This window comes from Streptomyces hawaiiensis (genome assembly GCF_004803895.1).
Lineage (GTDB): Bacteria > Actinomycetota > Actinomycetes > Streptomycetales > Streptomycetaceae > Streptomyces > Streptomyces hawaiiensis.
This window is the reverse complement of sequence record NZ_CP021978.1, coordinates 7,348,199-7,364,047: the sequence shown is the minus strand read 5'-3', so window position 1 is coordinate 7,364,047 and position 15,849 is coordinate 7,348,199. Positions and strand designations below refer to the sequence as shown.

The window sequence follows — 15,849 nt, the reverse complement described above, 5'->3', positions numbered from 1 at the left end:
GCTCAGACGAGCGAGTTACCCACTCGCATTTCCTCGCGGCGGTCTGGTGACGCGGCAGTCGCGAGAGCAGTCGGTTCGGTGCCTCAGGTACCGCAGTACGGCTCGGCCCCGGGACAGGGCCGGTCGGAACCGCCGTTCACCCCGGGCGTGTGCACGCCCGCGGAGCGGCACCGGGCGTGTGCGCTTCGCAGCCCGGCCAGCACCCGCACTTCATCACGCACCCGGTTGCGCCCTGTGGTCCGGCTTCCGCCGGGCCGCCTACGGCGCACCCGGAGCGCGTTCCCCGTCGTCACCCTCATCCTGGAGTCCCGCGATGGCCACTCCCCTTTCCGACCCGTCCCAGTCCCCGCTGCAGACCGTCGCCGTCGTCGGCCTCGGCACGATGGGCACCGGCATCGCCGAGGTCCTCGCCAAGGCCGGCCGCACGGTCGTCGGCATCGACATCAGCGAGGCCCAGGCCGCGAAGTGCGTCGCCGCTCTGGAGGCCTCCACCGCCCGCGGCGTCGAGCGCGGCCGGCTGACCGAGCAGGAGCGCGCCGAGATCCTCGGCCGTGTCCGCACCTCCGCCGACCTGCGCACCGCGGCCGACGCCGACCTGGTCATCGAGGTGGCCCCGGAGTCCTACGAGGTCAAGCAGCAGATCTTCCGTGAGCTGGACGGGATCGTGCGCCCCGAGACGATCCTGGCGACCGGCACCAACGCCCTGTCCGTGACCCGGCTGGCCGCCGACTCGTCCCGTCCCGAGCGGGTGCTGGGCCTGCACTTCTTCAACCCGGCCCCGGCGATGCGGCTGGTGGAGGTCGTCTCCTCGGTGCTGACCGCGCCGGCGGCCGTCACCGCGGTCACGGACCTCGCGCTCGACCTGGGCAAGGAGCCCGTCGCGGTCGGCGACCGCCCCGGATTCGTCGCCGACGGCCTGCTGTTCGGCTACCTCAACCAGGCGGCCGCGATGTACGAGGCGAAGTACGCCTCCCGCGAGGACATCGACGCCGCGATGCGGCTGGGCTGCGGGCTGCCCATGGGCCCGCTGGCGCTGCTCGACCTGATCGGCGTGGACACCGCGCGCACGGTCCTGGAGGCCATGTACGCCGCCTCCCGCGACCGGCTGCACGCCCCGGCCCCGATCCTCAAGCAGCTGAGCGAGGCGGGCCTGACCGGCCGCAAGGCGGGACGCGGCTTCTACACCTACGAGGCGCCGGGCAGCCCGGTCGTCGTGCGGGACGCGCTGACCCCGCTGGAGGGCGGCGACCTGGTTCCCGGCCGGGAGGTCCGCTCGGTCGGCGTCGCGGGCTCGGGCACCATGGCCTCCGGTATCGCCGAGGTCTTCGCCAAGGCCGGCTACGAGGTGGTCCTGGCCGCCCGCAGCGCGGAGAAGGCGCAGACCGCGAAGGCCCGGATCGGCAAGTCCCTGGCCCGCTCGGTCGACAAGGGCCGCATGAGCGCGGAGGCCGCCGCCGAGACCCTGGACCGCATCACCGCCACGGGCACCTACGACGACTTCGCGGACGTCGACCTGGCCGTGGAGGCGGTCGCCGAGGAATTGGAGGTCAAGCGCCAGTTGTTCGCCGCCCTGGACAAGGTCTGCAAGCCGGGCGCGATCCTGGCCACCACGACCTCGTCGCTGCCGGTCGTCGCCTGCGCCCGGGCCACCTCGCGCCCGCAGGACGTCATCGGCATGCACTTCTTCAACCCGGCGCCCGCCATGAAGCTGGTCGAGGTCGTCCGGACGGTGCTGACCGCCGACGACGTCCACGCGACGGTCCGCGAGGTGTGCGGCCGGATCAGGAAGCACCCGGTGGACTGCGGTGACCGCGCGGGCTTCATCGTGAACGCGCTGCTGTTCCCGTACCTCAACAACGCGATCAAGATGGTGCAGGAGCACTACGCGACGCTCGACGACATCGACGCGGCGATGAAGCTGGGCGGCGGTTACCCGATGGGCCCGTTCGAGCTGCTGGACGTCGTCGGGCTGGACGTCTCGCTCGCCATCGAGAAGGTCCTGCACCGCGAGTTCCGCGACCCGGGGCTCGCTCCGGCGCCGCTCCTGGAGCACCTGGTGGCCGCGGGCTGCCTCGGCCGCAAGACCGGCCGTGGCTTCCGCGAATATGCCAAGCGCTGAGCGTCCCGGCGACTGGTTCCGGTCCGGCGCGGAGTGGGGCGGCCTGCTCGGCCCGGACCGGTTCCACCCGGCCGGCCGGCCCGCCCCTGCCCCGCCCCGCGGCGGCGGGGTGGAACCAGGTCATGCGCAGCGAGCTGCGCACATGCAGTACGTTCAGGGCATGCCCCAGCCCGCCAAGTCCTCACGTACACCCGCCGCGACCGACGCGCCGGAAAGTGCCGCCGGCTCTCGCGCCGCCGCCCAGCGGCTCAAGATGCGCCGGGAACTGGCGGCCGCCGCGATGGAGCTGTTCGCGACCAAGGGGTACGAGGCGACCACCGTCGACGAGATCGCGGCCCAGGCGGGGGTGGCCCGCCGCACCTTCTTCCGCCACTTCCGCTCCAAGGAAGAGGCGATCTTCCCCGACCACGACGACACCCTGATCCGCGCCGAGGCGGTGCTCAACGCCGCGCCCGCGCACGAGCATCCGCTCGACACGGTGTGCCGTGGCATCAAGGAAGTCATGAGGATGTACGCGGCCCGGCCGGAGATCTCGGTCGCCCGCTACAAGCTGACGCGCGAGGTGCCCACCCTGCGCGAGGCGGAGATCGCGTCGGTGGCCCGCTACGAGCGCCTCTTCACCCGCTATCTCCTCGGCCACTTCGACGAGCGCGCGCACGCCGACGACGCCAACGACGACCCGCTGCTGGCGGAGGTCGCCGCGTCCGCGGTCGTCACGGCCCACAACCACGTGCTGCGGCGCTGGTTGCGGGCGGGCGCCCAGGGGGATGTGGAGGCGCAGCTGGACCACGCCTTCGCGATCGTGCGCAAGACCTTCGGGTCGGGCATGGGGGCCGGGCGCTCCACGGAACCGCAGCCGGCCGCGGCCACGGCCTCGGCGCAGGGTGAGGTGCTGGTGACCGTCGCCCGCACCGACGCCCCGCTGGACGAGGTCATGCGGACGATCGAGCAGGCGCTCAAGGAACGCTGAGCCCCCTTCACCCGTGTGATGACGGCCACCCCTCGGGGTGGCCGTTTTGGCATGTCAGGGGCCGTTTTGCAGGCACTCCGGGATACCGTTCGATCGATCATCGCTCATTTGTCAAGTAAAGATTTCACCTGAGAGAAACTTCTGGCACTCAGTGCCTTGCGGGGTGACACGCGGTGTCATACGTTGAAGAGGTCCGGGCGACGTCCCAGCAGGCCCAGCGCCTGCCCGTCCGGACGCCTGCGTCACAGGCAACCTCCCGCGCCACCAGCGCTGCCGAACAGCACCACCGCCGAACCGACGGCACACCCTCAACCCTCAGCAGCACCGACGTAACCATCGGCGCCCCTCCCTCAGGGCGCTCACCGCCGGAGGCAACACCGTGACCGTTAAGGACATCCTGGCCGCGATCCAGTCGCCCGACTCCACGTCGGAGGACTTCGCCGCCCTCCCGCTCCCCGAGTCGTACCGCGCGATCACCGTGCACAAGGACGAGACGGAGATGTTCGCGGGCCTCGAGACCCGCGACAAGGACCCCCGCAAGTCGATCCACCTCGACGAGGTGCCGCTGCCCGAGCTCGGCCCGGGTGAGGCCCTGGTGGCCGTCATGGCCTCGTCGGTCAACTACAACTCGGTGTGGACGTCGATCTTCGAGCCGCTGTCGACCTTCGGCTTCCTGGAGCGCTACGGCCGCACCAACGAGCTGGCCAAGCGCCACGACCTGCCGTACCACATCATCGGCTCCGACCTCGCGGGCGTCGTCCTGCGCACCGGCCCGGGCGTCAACGCCTGGCGCCCCGGCGACGAGGTCGTCGCGCACTGTCTGTCCGTCGAGCTGGAGTCCTCGGACGGCCACAACGACACGATGCTCGACCCCGAGCAGCGCATCTGGGGCTTCGAGACCAACTTCGGCGGCCTCGCCGAGATCGCGCTGGTCAAGTCCAACCAGCTGATGCCGAAGCCCGGCCACCTGTCGTGGGAGGAGGCCGCCGCCCCCGGTCTGGTCAACTCCACCGCCTACCGGCAGCTGGTCTCCCGCAACGGCGCCGGCATGAAGCAGGGCGACAACGTGCTCATCTGGGGCGCGAGCGGCGGACTCGGCTCGTACGCCACCCAGTTCGCGCTGGCCGGCGGCGCCAACCCGATCTGTGTCGTCTCCAGCGACCAGAAGGCGGACATCTGCCGCTCGATGGGCGCCGAGGCGATCATCGACCGCAGCGCCGAGGGCTACAAGTTCTGGAAGGACGAGCACACCCAGGACCCCAAGGAGTGGAAGCGCTTCGGCAAGCGCATCCGCGAGCTCACCGGCGGCGAGGACATCGACATCGTCTTCGAGCACCCGGGCCGCGAGACCTTCGGCGCGAGCGTCTTCGTCACCCGCAAGGGCGGCACCATCACCACCTGCGCCTCGACCTCGGGCTACATGCACGAGTACGACAACCGCTACCTGTGGATGTCGCTGAAGCGGATCATCGGCTCGCACTTCGCCAACTACCGTGAGGCCTGGGAGGCCAACCGGCTCATCGCGAAGGGCAAGATCCACCCGACCCTGTCCAAGGTGTACTCGCTGGAGGACACCGGCCAGGCCGCCTTCGACGTGCACCGCAACCTCCACCAGGGCAAGGTCGGCGTGCTGTGCATGGCCCCCGAGGAAGGCCTGGGCGTGCGCGACCAGGAGAAGCGCGCGCAGCACGTGGACGCCATCAACCGCTTCCGGAACATCTGAGAGGCGTCGCATGACTGAGGGTCAGACGCCGCAGGCGCACAAAGAAAGGGACCGGCCGTGGCTCATGCGCACCTACGCCGGTCACTCCACCGCCGAGGCGTCCAACGAGCTGTACCGGCGCAACCTCGCCAAGGGCCAGACGGGTCTGTCGGTGGCGTTCGACCTGCCGACGCAGACCGGCTACGACTCCGACCACATCCTCGCCCGCGGCGAGGTCGGCCGGGTCGGGGTGCCGATCGCGCACGTCGGTGACATGCGCCGGCTGTTCCAGGACATCCCCCTGGAGCAGATGAACACCTCGATGACGATCAACGCCACCGCCATGTGGCTGCTGGCGCTCTACCAGGTCGTCGCCGAGGAGCAGGGCGCGGACATCACCAAGCTCCAGGGCACGACCCAGAACGACATCGTCAAGGAGTACCTGTCCCGCGGGACGCACGTCTTCCCGCCGGGCCCCTCGCTCCGCCTGACGACGGACATGATCGCGTACACGGTCTCCCACATGCCGAAGTGGAACCCGATCAACATCTGCAGCTACCACCTGCAGGAGGCGGGCGCCACGCCGGTCCAGGAGATCGCGTACGCGATGTCCACCGCGATCGCCGTCCTCGACGCCGTGCGCGACTCCGGCCAGGTGCCGCAGGAACGCATGGGCGATGTCGTGGCCCGCATCTCCTTCTTCGTGAACGCGGGCGTCCGCTTCGTCGAGGAGATGTGCAAGATGCGGGCGTTCAACCGCATCTGGGACAGCGTCACCCGTGAGCGGTACGGCATCGAGAACCCCAAGCAGCGCCGTTTCCGCTACGGCGTCCAGGTCAACTCCCTGGGCCTGACGGAGGCGCAGCCGGAGAACAACGTCCAGCGGATCGTCCTGGAGATGCTGGCCGTCACCCTCTCCAAGGACGCCCGCGCGCGTGCCGTGCAGCTCCCCGCGTGGAACGAGGCCCTTGGCCTGCCCCGCCCCTGGGACCAGCAGTGGTCGCTGCGCATCCAGCAGGTGCTGGCGTACGAGAGCGATCTGCTGGAGTACGAGGACATCTTCGAGGGCTCGAAGGTCATCGAGGCGAAGGTGGACCAGCTGGTCGAGGAGGCGTCCGCCGAGATCGACCGCATCCAGGAGATGGGCGGCGCGATGGTGGCCGTCGAGTCCGGCTACCTCAAGTCGCAGCTGGTCGCCTCGCACGCCGAGCGCCGGGGCCGGATCGAGTCCGGCCAGGAGAAGATCATCGGCGTCAACATCTTCGAGGGCACCGAGCCGAACCCGCTCACCGCCGACCTGGACACCGCGATCCAGACGGTGGACCCGGCGGTCGAGGCCCGGGTCATCGCCTCGCTCCAGCAGTGGCGCGACAGCCGCTACCAGCCTCCCTTCAACCACCCGCGGCCCTGCAAGGCGCTGGAGCGGCTGAAGGAGGCCGCCCGCGGCAACGACAACCTCATGGAGGCCACCCTGGAGTGCGCCCGCGCCGGTGCGACGACGGGCGAGTGGGCCGGGGCCCTGCGCGAGGTGTTCGGTGAGTTCCGGGCGCCCACGGGCGTCTCCTCGGCGCCGGTGGCCGTCCCCGTCGAGGAGGGCAGCACGCTGGCCCTGGTCCGCCGCAAGGTGGACCTCACGGCCAAGGACCTCGGTGTGGGCAAGCTGCGCTTCCTGGTCGGCAAGCCGGGCCTGGACGGGCACTCCAACGGCGCCGAGCAGATCGCCGTGCGCGCGCGTGACGCCGGCTTCGAGGTGGTCTACCAGGGCATCCGGCTGACGCCCGAGCAGATCGTCGACGCGGCTGTCGCCGAGGACGTGCACGCGGTCGGCCTGTCCATCCTGTCCGGCTCGCACGCCCAGCTGGTGCCGGACGTGCTCGAACGGCTGCGTGTGGCGGGTGCCACAGATATTCCGGTGATCGCCGGTGGCATCATCCCGAACGGTGATGCCGAGCAGCTCAGGGCAGCCGGAGTGGCCGCGGTCTTCACCCCGAAGGACTTCGACATCACCGGAATCATCGGCCGCATCGTCGACGAGATCCGGAAAGCGAACAAGCTCGACCCCCTGGAGGTCCCCGCATGACCACGCCCGTCAACCGTCTGCGTCCGCGACGCTCCTGCCTCGCGGTCCCCGGAAGCAACCCCCGCTTCCTGGAGAAGGCACAGGGCCTCCCCGCCGACCAGGTCTTCCTCGACCTGGAGGACGCGTGCGCCCCGCTGGCCAAGCCCGAGGCGCGGCACACCATCGTCAAGTTCCTCAACGAGGGCGACTGGACGGGCAAGACGCGGGTCGTGCGCGTCAACGACTGGACGACCGAATGGACGTACCGCGATGTCGTCACGGTCGTCGAGGGCGCCGGCCCGAACCTCGACTGCATCATGCTGCCGAAGGTGCAGACGGCCCAGCAGATCGTCGCCCTCGACCTGCTGCTGACGCAGATCGAGAAGACGATGGGCTTCGAGGTCGGCAAGATCGGCATCGAGGCGCAGATCGAGAACGCCCAGGGCCTGAACAACGTCAACGAGATCGCGCAGGCCTCGCCGCGCGTCGAGACGATCATCTTCGGCCCGGCGGACTTCATGGCGTCGATCAACATGAAGTCGCTGGTCGTGGGCGAGCAGCCGCCCGGCTATCCGGCGGACGCCTACCACTACATCCTGATGAAGATCCTGATGGCCGCCCGCGCCAACAACCTCCAGGCGATCGACGGCCCCTACCTGCAGATCCGCAACATCGACGGCTACCGCGAGGTCGCCCAGCGCGCCGCCGCGCTCGGCTTCGACGGCAAGTGGGTGCTGCACCCGGGCCAGGTCGAGGCGTCCAACGAGATCTTCTCGCCGTCCCAGGAGGACTACGACCACGCCGAGCTGATCCTGGACGCGTACGACTACTACACGTCCGAGGCCGGCGGCAAGAAGGGCTCCGCGATGCTCGGCGACGAGATGATCGACGAGGCCAGCCGCAAGATGGCCCTGGTCGTCTCCGGCAAGGGCCGCGCCGCCGGCATGCAGCGCACCAGCAAGTTCGAGATTCCGGAGGGCTGAGCGCGATGCAGTTCGGGCGCACCTACGAGGAGTTCGAGGTCGGGGCGACGTACAAGCACTGGCCGGGAAAGACGGTCACGGAGTACGACGACCACCTGTTCTGCCTCCTCACGATGAACCACCACCCCCTCCACATGGACACGAACTATGCGGAGAAGACGACGGACTTCGGCAAGAACGTCGTCGTCGGGAACTACATCTACTCGCTGCTGCTCGGCATGTCCGTGCCGGACATCTCCGGCAAGGCCATCGCCAACCTGGAGATCGAGTCGCTCAAGCACGTGGCGCCGACGTTCCACGGCGACACGGTCTACGGCCAGACGACCGTGCTCGACAAGTGGCCGTCGAAGTCCAAGAACGACCGCGGCATCGTCTACGTCGAGACCAAGGGCTACAAGCAGGACGGCACGCTGGTCTGTGTGTTCCGCCGCAAGGTGATGGTGCCGACCGAGACGTACATCAAGGAGCGCGGCGGCGAGCAGCCCGGGCGCCCGGAGCTCAAGGAGCAGGAGAAGTAGCCATGGCGCGACTCGCCCAGACCGCCGGTCTGACGGACGTCCAGCAGGAGATCCTGTCCACTGTCCGGGACTTCGTGGACAAGGAGATCATTCCGGTCGCCACGGAGCTGGAGCACCGTGACGAGTACCCGCAGCAGATCGTCGACGGTCTGAAGGAGTTGGGCCTGTTCGGCCTGATGATCCCCGAGGAGTACGGGGGTCTGGGTGAGTCGCTCCTGACCTACGCGCTGTGCGTGGAGGAGATCGCCCGCGGGTGGATGTCGGTGTCCGGCATCATCAACACGCACTTCATCGTGGCGTACATGCTCAAGCAGCACGGCACGCAGGAGCAGAAGGACCACTTCCTGCCGAGGATGGCGGCCGGTGACATCCGGGGCGCCTTCTCGATGTCGGAGCCGGGTCTCGGCTCGGACGTCTCGGCGATCACCTCGAAGGCGGTGAAGGACGGCGAGGAGTACGTCCTCAACGGCCAGAAGATGTGGCTGACGAACGGCGGAACGTCGTCTCTGGTGGCCGTTCTGGTCAGAAGTGACGAAGGTCACCCCGAGGGCACCGCGCCCCATAAGTCGATGACGACCTTCCTGGTCGAGAAGGAGCCCGGCTTCGGCGAGGTGCACCCCGGCCTGACGATCCCCGGCAAGATCGACAAGATGGGCTACAAGGGGGTCGACACCACCGAACTCATCATGGATGGCCTGCGGATTCCTGCGGATCGCGTGCTCGGCGGGGTCACCGGCCGTGGTTTCTACCAGATGATGGACGGCGTCGAGGTCGGCCGCGTCAACGTGGCGGCGCGTGGCTGCGGCGTCGCCCAGCGTGCGTTCGAACTGGGTGTCCGGTACGCGCAGCAGCGTCACACCTTCGGGAAGCCGATCGCCCAGCACCAGGCGATCCAGTTCAAGCTGGCCGAGATGGCTACCAAGGTCGAGGCCGCCCATGCGATGATGGTGAACGCAGCACGCAAAAAGGACTCCGGGGAGCGAAACGACCTCGAGGCTGGGATGGCGAAGTACCTCGCCTCCGAGTACTGCAAGGAGGTCGTCGAAGACGCCTTCCGGATCCACGGCGGCTACGGCTTCTCCAAGGAGTACGAGATCGAGCGCCTCTACCGTGAGGCCCCGATGCTGCTCATCGGTGAAGGTACCGCCGAGATCCAGAAAATGATCATCGGCAGGCGGCTGCTCGAAGAGTATCGATTCCAGGGCTAGATGTCCGGATACGGGGTGTTTTCTTGGAGAAGAAGATCACACCCCGTCAGCGCTCTTCTGCCGCCGACTCGGCTGCCTGGCTTACCCAGTTACGGCCCCGAGCCGCTACGATCGCCGGAAAGCCGCCGTCCCCCGTCAGAGTGCGGCATCATCTCCGCTACGAAGGTCATCCATGCCCCACAGCCAAACCTCTGCACCTCGCGACAGCCGGGCCGGCGTACGCCTCGCGCGCGGAGCATCGCCGTGGCTCCTTCCGACCGTCGCCACCGCAGCCCTCAGCCTGGCCCGGGCCCGGCGCTCCGGCGCCGCCAAGGCCGTCGCCGTTCCCGCCACCGCGCTCGCGGCGGGAATGCTGTGGTTCTTCCGCGACCCCGAGCGCGAGATCACCCAGGGCCGGGTCATCTCTCCCGCCGACGGTGTGGTGCAGAGCATCATGCCGTGGAAGGACGGCCGCACCCGCGTCGCGATCTTCATGAGCCCGCTGAACGTCCACGTCAACCGCGCGCCGCTGGCCGGCACGGTGACGTCGGTCGAGCACGTGCCTGGTGGCTTCGTTCCCGCCTTCAACAAGGAGAGCGAGAACAACGAGCGCGTCGTCTGGCACTTCGACACCGAGCTCGGCGACATCGAGATGATCCAGATCGCCGGCGCGGTCGCCCGCCGCATCGTCCCCTACGTGCCCCAGGGCACGAAGGTGGAGCAGGGCGAGCGGATCGGCCTGATCCGCTTCGGCTCACGTGTCGACCTCTACCTGCCCGAGGGCGTGGAGGTCGCGGTCGAGGTCGGTCAGAAGACCGTGGCTGGGGTGACTCGCATTGACCGTGATTGATCCTGACACCAAGGCCGGCTGGGTCCCGGAAGCCGGCGAGGTCGACGAAGAAGAGGAGATGCCCCTCTCTCTTCGCCTGTCGATAGCGGACACCCTGACGCTGGGTAACGCCACGTGCGGCTTCATGGCGGTGTACTTCACCACCACCGGCATCCTGATCCCGCACCTCACGGGCAGCCAGGAGACCGGCATGGCCCGCCACAGCGCGGCCACGGCGGTCATCCTCATGCTCTGCGCGGCGGTCTTCGACCTCTTCGACGGCCTGGTGGCGCGCAAGCTGCGCTCCTCCCCCATGGGCGCGGAGCTGGACAACCTCTCCGACCTGATCAGCTTCGGTCTGGCGCCGGCGTACTTCGTCCTCGTCTACGGCATGGTCGCGAACGACGCGCACCAGCGGGTGGCCGCGGTCGGGGCGATCGTGGTGTTGCTGGCGGTGGTGCTGCGGCTCGCGCGCTTCTCGTGCGTGACGGTGAAGGACGGCACCTTCCAGGGCATGCCCTCGCCGTTCGGCGCGCTGACGGTCGTCGCGATCGTGCTGCTGGAGCTCCCGTTCGAGGCCACACTGCTGGCGATCGTGGGGACGGCGTGGCTGATGGTGAGCCGGGTCGAGTACCCGAAGCCGCGTGGCTGGCTCGCGGTGGCCATGCTGACCTGGATCGTCCTGTCCATGGGTCTGCTGGCGGCCTGGGCGTTCGGCGCGCCCGGCGGACAGCTCCTCCTGCAGACGGGGTGCGCGCTCCAGCTGGTCACGGGGGCGGTGATTCCGCTGTTCGCGACGGCTCGGCGGGTGAACAACTTCCGCGACAACCGCCGCGAGGCGCGGGCGGCGCAGCTGCCGTGACGCCGTGGCGTTGACATGGCTCGGGCCCCGGACCGGTAACGGTTCGGGGCCCTTTGCCTGTTCTGAAGAGGCTCAGGTCAGGAAGTCCCTGGCGATGCGTTCCGCGACCCGTTCCAGGATCGGGCCCGCCTCGGCGATGCACTTCGCCACGTCCGGCTCCGCGTCCGTCAGGGGGTAGGCCCGACGGAAACCGGCGCGGCCCAGAACCTGGGGCGGCAGGGCGAGGCGGCCGCAGACCGCCACGACGTCCTTGTCCGCGGCACGGGCCGCCGCGGCGACACCCGCCGGGGCCTTGCCGTGGAGGGTCTGCTCGTCGAGGGAGCCCTCGCCGGTGATGACCAGGTCGGCACGGTCCAGGGCGGGCGCGAAGCCCAGGACGTCGAGCATGACCTCGATGCCGGGGCGGAACGCCGCGCCCAGCAGCAGGGCGCCGTAGCCGATGCCCCCCGCCGCGCCCGCACCCGGCGATGCCGCGTACTCGGCGGCCTTCGGGCCGACCGGTCCCTCCAGCACCTTCGCGAAGTGCGCGAGGGCGGTGTCCAGGGCCGTCACGTCGTCGGGCGAGGCGCCCTTCTGCGGGCCGTAGACCGCGGGTGCGCCCTTCGGGCCGGTCAGCGGGTTGTCGACGTCGCTCGCGAGGACCAGCTCGACCTCACCGAGGCGCGGGTCCAGTCCCGACAGGTCGGCGGTGGCCAGCTTGACGAGTCCGCCGCCGCCCGGTGGCACCGGCTCCCCGTCGGCGTCCAGGAACCGGGCGCCGAGCGCCGACAGCATCCCGGCACCGCCGTCGGTGGTGGCGCTGCCGCCGACCCCGAAGACGATCGTGCGGGCGCCCGCGTCCAGCGCGGCCCTCAGCAGCTCGCCGGAGCCGTACGTGGACGCCGTGAGCGGCGCGAAGACCCCGGCGGGCAGCCGCTGCAGCCCGCTGGCCTCGGCCATCTCCACCACGGCGGTGCCGTCGCGCAGCGCGAACGCCGCCGTCACCTCGTCGCCGAGGGGGCCGGCGACCCGTACCTCCCGGCGCTCGAACCCGGCCGCGACCGCCGCGGCCACGGTCCCGTCGCCGCCGTCGGCCACGGGCAGCGCCTCGACCTCGAGGTCCGGCACGACCCGGCGCAGCCCGGCCGTGACCCGCTCGGCGACCTCCACGGCCGTCAGCGACCCCTTGAACTTGTCCGCGGCGACGAGCACCCGCGGTGCCTTCCAGGTGTCGCTCACTGCAGCGTCCGCCACTTGCACTCCCCTTGCTCTCCGGGCCCTCACGCACGTCAAGGCCAGTCGCGCCGCTGTGACCTTAACCGGAGGACACCCCGGGCGTCAGCCTCTGCCCAGCCTCTGGACCGAGGCTCCTGGGGGCACCGCGGCTCCTAGGGGGCGGGGCCGCATCCGGCATGCGGCTGGCGACGCGCGGGCGCGACCGGACACGACGCACCGGCAGCCGCCGGACGCACCGCAGACCTGCCCCGAAACGGGTAAACCGTAACCATGACCCCCGCAAGCACCGAGACAGACCTGGCGAACCGCATCCTCGGCGGCTGGCAGGGCCGCATCGCGGGCAACATGCTCGGCAAGCCGGTCGAGCAGGGCGAGGTGTGGACCCGCGAGCGCATCGACCGCTACCTCAGGCAGGCCGCCGCCCTCCCCCTCACCGACTACCTGCCCGAGCCGATCAGCGAGCACGACGGCTTCGAGCTGCGCCCGGAATGGCGCCAGTGCGTCCGCGGCCGCATCCACGGCAGCTGCCGTGACGACGACGTCGACTACGCGATCCTCGGCCTCGACCTGCTGGAGACCCACGGCTTCGGCTTCAGCACCGAGCAGGTCGGCGACCTGTGGCTGCTGCGGCTGCCGTATCTGCAGACGTTCACCGCCGAGCGGGCCGCGTACCGCAACCTCGCCAATGGGCTGAAGCCGCCGCTGACGGCGACGTACGACAACCCGTACCAGGAGTGGATCGGCGCCCTCATCCGCGCCGACATCTTCGGCTGGACCTGCCCGGGCGTCCCGCGCCGCGCCGCCCTGCTGGCCCGGCGGGACGCGGTGCTGTCGCACACCGGCAACGGGGTCTACGGGGCGATGTGGGCGGCGGCGCTGATCGCGGCGGCGTTCACCGCACCCACCGTGCGGCACGCCGTCGACGAGGCCCTGGCGGTGATCCCGGCGAGCAGCCGCCTCGCCCGCACGGTACGCCGGGTGGTCTCCCTGCACGACACCCGGATGTCCTGGGAGGACACGCTCACCACGGTCGCCGAGGAGACCACCGGCATGGGCTGGATCCACACCGTGCCGAACGCGGCCGTCCTCACCGCCGGTCTGCTCTATGGCGACGGCGACTTCACGCGCACCATCACCCTGACCGTCCGCGGAGGCCTGGACACCGACTCCAACGGCGCGACCGCGGGTTCGGTGGCCGGCGTGTTCGGCGGGGCGGCGGCCATCCCCGACAAGTGGACGGTCCCGCTGGAGGACACGGTCCGCAGCGCGGTGTTCGGTTTCGACGGGGTGCGGATCAGCGAACTGGCGGAGCGGACGCTGCGGCTGGCGGAGCCGGCGGCCTGACCGCCGGAGGATGAGACGGGATCCGGTGGTTACCCTGCACCGGTGACTTCCTCTCCTGACTTCGCCGCCTACATCGCGTCCCTGCCCCGCGTCCTGGCCGGCGCCGCCGCGCTGTTCCGGGACGGCGAGGGCCGGGTGCTGCTCGTCGAGCCCAACTACCGGGAGGGCTGGGCGCTGCCCGGCGGCACCGTCGAGTCCGACGACGGCGAGACCCCGCGGCAGGGCGCGCGACGCGAGACGGCCGAGGAGATCGGCCTGGACCGGGAGCCCGGCCGGCTGCTGGCGGTGGACTGGGTGCACGGCACGGGCCGTCCGCCGCTGGTGGCGTATCTGTACGACGGTGGGGTGCTGAGCGAGGACGAGCTCAAGGCGATCCGCCTCCAGGAGGAGGAGCTGCTGTCCTGGCGGCTGGTTCCGCGCGATGAGCTGACCGCCTATCTGCCGGGTGCCCTCGGCGGCCGTGTCCTGGCCGCCCTCGACGTTCTGGCCGACGGGTCGGGCACGGCGGAGCTGGAGAACGGCCGGCGGGTGTTCTGACGGGCCCCACCACCCGTACCTCACACCCTCGGCGTCCCGTTGGATATCCGCTCGCCGCCGCCCTGCGCCCCGGCCTACCCTCGGTGACATGGCCAAGCCCCTTGTCGCCCTGCTCACCGGTGCCGGCATCAGCACCGACTCCGGGATTTCCGACTACCGCGGGTTGAACGGACTGTGGCGGCGGGACCCCGAGGCCGAGAAGCTCGTCACGTACGAGTACTACATGGGTGACGCGGAGATCCGCCGCCGCTCCTGGCGGATGCGGCGGGAGAACCGGACGCTGCGGGCGGAGCCCAACGCCGCGCACCGGGCGGTCGCCGAGCTGGAGCGGTCCGGTGTGCCGGTGCGGGTGATCACCCAGAACGTGGACGGTCTGCACCAGCTCGCCGGGATGCCCGCCCGCAAGGTGCTCGAACTGCACGGTACGGCGCGGAGTTTCGTCTGCACCGGCTGCCACGCCCGCGGCCCGATGGCGGACGCGCTCGCCCGGGTCGAGGCCGGTGAGGACGACCCGCCCTGCCGGGAGTGCGGCGGGATCCTGAAGCCGGCGACGGTGATGTTCGGCGAGCGGCTCGACCCCGTCGTCCTCGGTCAGGCGGTCGCCATCAGCAAGGGCTGCCAGATCTTCGTCGCCGTCGGCACGTCTCTTCAGGTCCAGCCCGCCGCCGGTCTCGCCGGGGTCGCCGCCGACCACGGCGCCCGGCTGATCATCGTCAACGCCGAGCCGACGCCGTACGACGACCGTGCCGACGAGCTCGTCCGCGATCCGATCGGCACGGCGCTGCCGGAGGTGCTGCGCGGCCTCACGGCAGAGGCGGGCTCCGCAGGTCCGCCAGGCGTGTGAGCGCGTCGCGGCCCCGGTCGCGTTCGGCTTCGGCGAGGTCGAGCGCGGCGGCGCGGGCGAGGGCGGTCGCGGACGCCTCTTCGTCGCCGAGCCGTCCCGCTACGTCCGCGCGCAGCACGAGGAGCTGAAGCAGCTGGACGCGCGTCGGTGTCTCGTCCGTCAGGCACAGCACCCGGTCGATGACCTTGGCGGCGCCCGCCGCGTCCCCCTTGGAGTCCGCCAGCAGCGACGCGAAGTGCAGGGCCCGCGCGAACGTCTCCTCGGGGGCGGGCCCGTGGTGGCGCTCCTGGCCCGTGCGCTGCCCGACGCGGACGCAGTTGCCTCCGGGGTCGGTCATGAGGAACTGCCGCACGCCGTACGACATGTCCTTGAGCGGCCCGACCCGGGGCAGGCCCCGGGTGGGGACCCTTCCGTACGTCTCCTTGAGCCCGGCCCGGAATGCCTGGTAGAGGCCGTCGACGTCGTCGGTCAGGACGTAGCAGGTGCTGAACGACACGGTCGGCTCGTACTGCTTCATCGCGAAGAACTGCAGCTCGATGCCGCCGCGTTCCACGACCGCGTAGGGGTTGGGGCTGCGCTGCTGGTACGTCACCTCGAATCCGAGGGCGGTGTAGAAGTCGAGGACGGGCTGGAGGGTGCGGCACGGCAGGATCGGGATCGTCTTCTCCGGCATGACCGCA

Annotated in this window: 14 protein-coding genes; 12 read left to right on the top strand and 2 right to left on the bottom strand. The window is 70.3% G+C overall.

The window, feature by feature from the left end; all coding sequences use genetic code 11:
• Positions 1-313 precede the first annotated feature (313 nt).
• The 9 genes from CEB94_RS33715 to pssA all read left to right on the top strand — a co-directional run bounded on the left by CEB94_RS33715 (position 314) and on the right by pssA (position 11,229).
• Positions 314-2,119 carry a 3-hydroxyacyl-CoA dehydrogenase family protein gene (locus CEB94_RS33715; RefSeq protein WP_175435742.1) on the top strand — a complete coding sequence of 602 codons (1,806 nt, stop codon included), beginning with the start codon at positions 314-316 and terminating at the stop codon, positions 2,117-2,119.
• Between the two features lie 142 nt (positions 2,120-2,261).
• Positions 2,262-3,089 carry a TetR family transcriptional regulator gene (locus tag CEB94_RS33710; protein ID WP_179956579.1) on the top strand — a complete coding sequence of 276 codons (828 nt, stop codon included), beginning with the start codon at positions 2,262-2,264 and terminating at the stop codon, positions 3,087-3,089.
• A gap of 379 nt (positions 3,090-3,468) precedes the next feature.
• Positions 3,469-4,812 carry a crotonyl-CoA carboxylase/reductase gene (ccrA, locus tag CEB94_RS33705; protein WP_175435740.1) on the top strand — a complete coding sequence of 448 codons (1,344 nt, stop codon included), beginning with the start codon at positions 3,469-3,471 and terminating at the stop codon, positions 4,810-4,812.
• Positions 4,813-4,822: 10 nt separating this feature from the next.
• A complete protein-coding gene (locus CEB94_RS33700; protein WP_175435739.1) occupies positions 4,823-6,871 on the top strand; it encodes a protein meaA in 2,049 nt (682 codons plus the stop codon).
• A complete protein-coding gene (locus tag CEB94_RS33695; protein ID WP_175435738.1) occupies positions 6,868-7,833 on the top strand; it encodes an HpcH/HpaI aldolase/citrate lyase family protein in 966 nt (321 codons plus the stop codon). The genes CEB94_RS33700 and CEB94_RS33695 overlap by 4 nt, the downstream gene beginning before the upstream one ends.
• A 5-nt stretch (positions 7,834-7,838) precedes the next feature.
• Entirely contained in the window at positions 7,839-8,351 is a 513-nt protein-coding gene (locus CEB94_RS33690) for a MaoC family dehydratase (protein ID WP_031136470.1), read from the top strand.
• A gap of 2 nt (positions 8,352-8,353) precedes the next feature.
• Positions 8,354-9,559, top strand: coding sequence for an acyl-CoA dehydrogenase family protein (locus CEB94_RS33685; RefSeq protein ID WP_175435737.1), 1,206 nt, complete (start codon positions 8,354-8,356; stop codon positions 9,557-9,559).
• 172 nt (positions 9,560-9,731) lie between these two features.
• Complete coding sequence (locus tag CEB94_RS33680; RefSeq protein WP_010038789.1) at positions 9,732-10,388, top strand: phosphatidylserine decarboxylase; 657 nt, start codon at positions 9,732-9,734, stop codon at positions 10,386-10,388.
• A 58-nt stretch (positions 10,389-10,446) separates the two neighbouring features.
• Complete coding sequence (pssA, locus tag CEB94_RS33675) at positions 10,447-11,229, top strand: CDP-diacylglycerol--serine O-phosphatidyltransferase (protein ID WP_062931704.1); 783 nt, start codon at positions 10,447-10,449, stop codon at positions 11,227-11,229.
• A 72-nt stretch (positions 11,230-11,301) separates the two neighbouring features.
• Here the strand turns inward: pssA and CEB94_RS33670 are convergent, their stop codons facing one another.
• Positions 11,302-12,420, bottom strand: coding sequence for a glycerate kinase (locus CEB94_RS33670; protein WP_175437278.1), 1,119 nt, complete (start codon positions 12,418-12,420; stop codon positions 11,302-11,304).
• 294 nt (positions 12,421-12,714) lie between these two features.
• Here CEB94_RS33670 and CEB94_RS33665 point away from each other — a divergent pair, with 294 nt between their 5' ends.
• The 3 genes from CEB94_RS33665 to CEB94_RS33655 all read left to right on the top strand — a co-directional run bounded on the left by CEB94_RS33665 (position 12,715) and on the right by CEB94_RS33655 (position 15,169).
• A complete protein-coding gene (locus CEB94_RS33665; RefSeq protein ID WP_175435736.1) occupies positions 12,715-13,788 on the top strand; it encodes an ADP-ribosylglycohydrolase family protein in 1,074 nt (357 codons plus the stop codon).
• A 42-nt stretch (positions 13,789-13,830) separates the two neighbouring features.
• Positions 13,831-14,325: an NUDIX domain-containing protein gene (locus CEB94_RS33660; protein WP_175435735.1), complete on the top strand. Its 495-nt coding sequence runs from the start codon at positions 13,831-13,833 to the stop codon at positions 14,323-14,325.
• A gap of 88 nt (positions 14,326-14,413) precedes the next feature.
• On the top strand, positions 14,414-15,169 hold the full coding sequence (locus CEB94_RS33655) for an SIR2 family NAD-dependent protein deacylase (protein ID WP_175435734.1): 756 nt from the start codon (positions 14,414-14,416) through the stop codon (positions 15,167-15,169).
• Here the strand turns inward: CEB94_RS33655 and CEB94_RS33650 are convergent.
• Complete coding sequence (locus CEB94_RS33650; protein ID WP_175435733.1) at positions 15,129-15,842, bottom strand: bleomycin resistance protein; 714 nt, start codon at positions 15,840-15,842, stop codon at positions 15,129-15,131. The two genes, CEB94_RS33655 and CEB94_RS33650, sit on opposite strands and share 41 nt — an antisense overlap.
• Between the last annotated feature and the right edge of the window lie 7 nt (positions 15,843-15,849).